The following is a 4,514-nucleotide window of genomic DNA, read 5'->3' as shown; positions in this document are numbered from 1 at the left end:
GCGGCTTTATCCTGCTGCCCTTCGGCATCTTTTCGAAGACAAGCTTTATGGCCGAACGCCCGCTTGGCTATGTCGTCGCCGCTGGCCTTAAAGTGTTGGCGCTTGCGATTGTGGTTTCCGGTGCTCAAACAATCTTTGCTCAATTGATGCCAAGCCCCGAGCCAGACATCTATGAGGCGCTCACAATCCTGACGGCAGCCATCATATTGGCGATGCTGTCGCTCTTTGCCCCTAATCTAGCCGCAGCCCTAGTGTCTGGTGGTCCGGCACTTGGGGCAGGGGCTTTGAGTGTGGGAGGTCTTGCTGTGGGTGCCGCAGGTGGTGCAGCTATTGCTGGCACCATGGCTGCAGGTGCAGCGGGTGCTGGTGCTGCCGCACAAATTGCTTCGAGTTCACGGGCAGCAGCGGGAGCCGGTGCCGGCAAACCGCCGCCCAGCCTTGGGTCACCCCTTGGCCACAGTGGCGGCTCTGGCCCATTGGGACCCGCTCCATCATCTGGCTCACCTCAAGCCTCAGCATCACTCACACCTGATGCATTAAGCGACAGAAAAAGTCCGCCGAGAGCTCACGGGGGATCACACACTGGCTCATCTGCTGAGTACTCTGATCTCCCATCTTTTTGGGGTAAAAATGAAAGTAAAGGGCCAACAATTTCCGAGGCTCCGGCAGAAACATACCACAAAAAAGGTATGAATTTGCCTGCTGGTTCTACCGGTGCCGAGGGATCACGTTCTGCACAGAGTGAAGAAAGTGCGGACCCCTCAACGACCAGAAGTGCTCAAGCGGCGGTTACAACATCAGCTTCTGCCAGCACCTCGCCGGCGGCAGAGCGCTATCACCGCTTTCCAGCTTACGAGCGCGGCAAAGCCCAAACCAAAGCGCGTGCATTCAATGCCTTCTTTGCCGCCAATACGGCACGCCAACTTCTACCCGCCAACGAAAACTCGGGCTCCCTAAGCCCATCCATCCGTGAGGAGGACTAAACATGCATCCTTTCTTTAAGCCTAAGCCTGTCGGCAATCAGGCCCTGTCGGCGACGCCAATCGCCACGCCCTATCAGCGGGCAGGCCAGGTCTGGGATGACCGTATGGGACTGACCCTTTCCCATGCCCGCAATTGGCGGAATATGGCTTTCGGGACACTGATCTTTGCGGGCTTCCTTGGAGCAGGCTGGTGGGCACAAGCCCAGCGATCTGTCGTAAAGCCATTTATCGTTGAAGTCTCAAGCTGGGGCCAGACCCAGAAGATCACCGCACTCGATCAGACTTATCGACCCAATGAAGCCCAAGTCTCTTTTGCGTTGTCGCGCTGGATCGCCGATGTACGCGGACGAAGTGTCGATCCGGTTCTGATCCGTCAGAACTTCTTGCGGGCTTATGATTTTACCACTCCAAAATCTGCTGCTTATCTCAATGGTTGGGCGCAAGAACATGATCCGTTCGCCAACGCGGGACGTGAAGCGATCGCGGTCAGCATCCTCAACGTTGTCGCCAGATCGGAAAAGACCTTCGACATCCAGTGGCGGGAAGAGAAATTCACCAATGGCATGAGTGGCGGGGCCGAACGCTGGCGCGCGCTTGTCACGGTTCGCTTCGAGCCACCCCGCTCGGAGGCCGAACTTATGAAAAATCCACTAGGCATCAAAATCGAGGACATCTCATGGACACTCGACGCTCAATAATTGGCGGCAGGGCCACGGCCTATGCCACAAGCATCGCCATGCTGATGGCCACCACTCTCCCGCTCGCCATGCCGAGCTTTGCTGGAGCTAAAGCCCGCTCGAGCGAGGCTCATAACAGTGTGCGCGCTCACAGTCCCAAAAAGGCCAAGAGTACAAAGCGTCGGCCGCAAGCCCGGACAGCTCACGTCACAGATCAAACTCTAGAAGCCCGCACGCCCAAATTCGGTCCTGCCGCCATTCGCGCAGCAAATGCCGAAGCCTTAGCCTCCTCGCGCGCCGATGGCTTTGTGAATGCGGCGCAAGTCTTTAGCTATGAGCAAGGACGCGTTTATGAAGTCTGGACCGCACCGATGCGGATAACGGCTCTTAGTCTAGAGCCCGGCGAGAAGATCATCAGTAAGGCGGCAGGCGATACCGAACGCTGGATGATTGGCGATACGACATCTGGCGAAGCCGAGACCATTCAGACCCATCTTCTGATCAAGCCATATCGGGCAGGTCTTGCCACCAATATGGTCGTGACCACCAATCGACGTGTTTATCTTTTGGCGCTCAAAGCCTCTGGTGAGAGCGAAGCCTTCAATGCGGCGGTGTCCTGGACCCACCCACTGCCACAGGCCCCCACAAGCCAGGTGGCAGTGGGGCCTGCCGCGACAGATCCAAAGCCCACAACACGTGCACCCATCCTCAAAGCTCACGGTCCTGAGGCGTACCGGATCCGGACAGGATGGCGGAAGCCCGAATGGACGCCAGTATCAGTCCATGATGATGGCCTGAAGACCTTCATTACCTTTCCTGAGACCTTGGGCACGACCGAAGCACCGCCTCTGTTTGTGATGGATGAAGCCGGAAAGCCCCAACTCACTAATTGGCGCAAGCAAGGCAATTCCTATGTCGTCGACCGCCTCTTCTTGAAGGCGGAGCTACGCCTTGGTGGAGAGCGTCCCCAAATTGTGAAGATTGAGCGCAGAGGAGTAGAGCCATGAAAGCCCCCGATGGAGCTATCCCAGAACCCGGAAGTCCAGAAGATGCGACCTTAGGCAAACCATTGACGGGCGGGCAGACCCTGCATGCTCGGGTTGCACCCCAGCCAGCTCAACAGATAAATAGGACGGCGGTGCGCGGCGTATTCATTTTGACTGCCAGCGTCATATCACTTGCCTTCATTTATGGCTTCGTCATTGCCCCAATTGTTCAAGCTGACGCAAGGGCGAGACAGGCTGATGAAACGCGCGAGACCCCAACAGCATCGGTTAGGCCAGCCGAAGTTCTCACCCAAGGCCCGTCGACTTATGCGGAGCTGACCAACACACCAATCTTGCCGGAAGAGGAATCGCTGGCAAACGCCGGGCCGACGCTTCCGCCAGATGCGGGTCCAGCTCATGAGCCGCGTCTGATCATGGACGAGAGACCATCACCCTATCCACAACCCATGCGGCAGCAGACAGCCCAACCGACGCGTCAGGATATAAGTCGGGACGAAGCTCAAAAGGCGCGGCAATCGGCTTTATTCTTTGGCCCACTTCCGACTTCTTCAGCCCCAACAGCTAACCCCGTGGCAGCACCAGCACAACAACAAGAACTCGTTCAGCGCCACAAGGATTATGACAAAGTCTATGGCGACCGCGCCGTCCTCGCACCCTTATCGCCTTATGAGTTGAAGGCCGGCAGTGTCATTCCAGCGGCTTTACTGACCGCGATTGATACAGAGCGCGAAGGCAGGGTGATCGCCACAGTCACCGAGAATGTCTTTGATACAGTCTCCGGCAGCTATCTTCTGATCCCACAAGGGGCGAGATTGCTGGGCCGTTTTGATGGCGATCAGACTTATGGCGAACGCCGGGCATTTTTGGTTTGGGAACGTCTGATCTTTCCTGATGGTCGCTCGATCAGTTTGGCTCGTGAACCCGGCGTAGATGGGAGTGGGGCAGGGGGTGTTGCAGGCCGTGTTGATCGGCGTATCCCACAACTTCTGACCGCGACTTTGTTTGCTGGAGCGATCACGACACTGGGCGAAGCTGCCCGCCGAGACGGCACTAACAAAGAGACGAGCCTGATGGGCGATGTTGGTGATGCGGCAGCAATCGAGGCTGCCCGAATTGGCGGCCGCATGGTCGACCGGGAACTGGAAGTGAAACCAACAATAAGGGTTCGCCAAGGCACACGTGTCCAAGTGCTTCTGACCCGCGATCTGATCTTGGAGCCATCATCATGAGGTCGGCTATTCTCATTGCATTGGTCGCAACCCATAGCCTCTTTCTGGCAGAGCCCTGGATACACGATCAAAAGAACGCGCCACCTGCCATCATCAATGAAACCCCCTCGATGCAGAAAGGGCTATATGTCCGCACCGGTGATGCCCAAGAATTAAAGCGTGGTGAGATTGTCGCCATGCCCATGCCCAAGACCGCAAAAGACTATCTTGTCGGCAAGCTTGGCTATCCAGCCGACACGCTTCTCATCAAACGCGTTGCCGTAACGCCGGGCGATACAGTCTGTCGCCATGCAGGCACGCTAAGCGTTGCTGGCAAATCGCTTCAAGCCATAGATCAAGACAAGCAAGGCAATTCCCTACCAAACTGGCAGGGGTGTCACCAGCTCTCCAAAGATGAAGTCTTTCTTTTGGGCGATCACCCAGGAAGCTTCGATAGTCGCTACTTTGGACCCGTGTCGCGACGAGACCTGTCAGGCACCTATCGGCAGGTGCTTTCATGGTAGGTCGGACCCTCATCCTTGCACTGAGCTTGCTTGCAACGCCTGCGCTCGCGGATCCACCGGATTGGACCCAAGCTGGCGGTAGCCTGTTCATTGAGCCAGGCCTCATCCTTGAGCG

5 protein-coding genes are annotated in these 4,514 nt (G+C 56.9%); all 5 read left to right on the top strand.

The genetic code is table 11. The features are described from left to right. Positions 1-983, top strand: a 983-nt coding sequence (locus tag ACIQ20_RS15950; protein ID WP_395782053.1) for a type IV secretion system protein, incomplete at its 5' end; no start/stop codon positions are given. A 2-nt stretch (positions 984-985) separates the two neighbouring features. Next, positions 986-1,681, top strand: coding sequence for a conjugal transfer protein TrbF (gene trbF, locus ACIQ20_RS15945; protein WP_395782051.1), 696 nt, complete (start codon positions 986-988; stop codon positions 1,679-1,681). Beyond that, complete coding sequence (locus ACIQ20_RS15940; protein ID WP_395782049.1) at positions 1,660-2,667, top strand: TrbG/VirB9 family P-type conjugative transfer protein; 1,008 nt, start codon at positions 1,660-1,662, stop codon at positions 2,665-2,667. The genes trbF and ACIQ20_RS15940 overlap by 22 nt, the downstream gene beginning before the upstream one ends. Continuing rightward, positions 2,664-3,896: a TrbI/VirB10 family protein gene (locus ACIQ20_RS15935; RefSeq protein WP_395782047.1), complete on the top strand. Its 1,233-nt coding sequence runs from the start codon at positions 2,664-2,666 to the stop codon at positions 3,894-3,896. Before ACIQ20_RS15940 ends, ACIQ20_RS15935 begins: the two co-directional genes overlap by 4 nt. Beyond that, a complete protein-coding gene (locus ACIQ20_RS15930) occupies positions 3,893-4,399 on the top strand; it encodes a S26 family signal peptidase (protein WP_395782045.1) in 507 nt (168 codons plus the stop codon). Before ACIQ20_RS15935 ends, ACIQ20_RS15930 begins: the two co-directional genes overlap by 4 nt. The last annotated feature ends 115 nt before the right edge of the window (positions 4,400-4,514 follow it).

Origin of the sequence: Aquidulcibacter sp. (assembly GCF_044346625.1) — a bacterium.
Lineage (GTDB): Bacteria > Pseudomonadota > Alphaproteobacteria > Caulobacterales > Aquidulcibacteraceae > Aquidulcibacter.
The sequence above is the reverse complement of the archived record's forward strand: the minus strand, read 5'-3'. Positions and strand labels throughout refer to the sequence as shown.

Coding starts and splice junctions, on each gene's coding strand:
- trbF (WP_395782051.1), top strand. CDS start 986: ATGCATCCTTTCTTTAAGCCTAAGCCTGTCGGCAATCAGGCCCTGTCG.
- ACIQ20_RS15940 (WP_395782049.1), top strand. CDS start 1,660: ATGGACACTCGACGCTCAATAATTGGCGGCAGGGCCACGGCCTATGCC.
- ACIQ20_RS15935 (WP_395782047.1), top strand. CDS start 2,664: ATGAAAGCCCCCGATGGAGCTATCCCAGAACCCGGAAGTCCAGAAGAT.
- ACIQ20_RS15930 (WP_395782045.1), top strand. CDS start 3,893: ATGAGGTCGGCTATTCTCATTGCATTGGTCGCAACCCATAGCCTCTTT.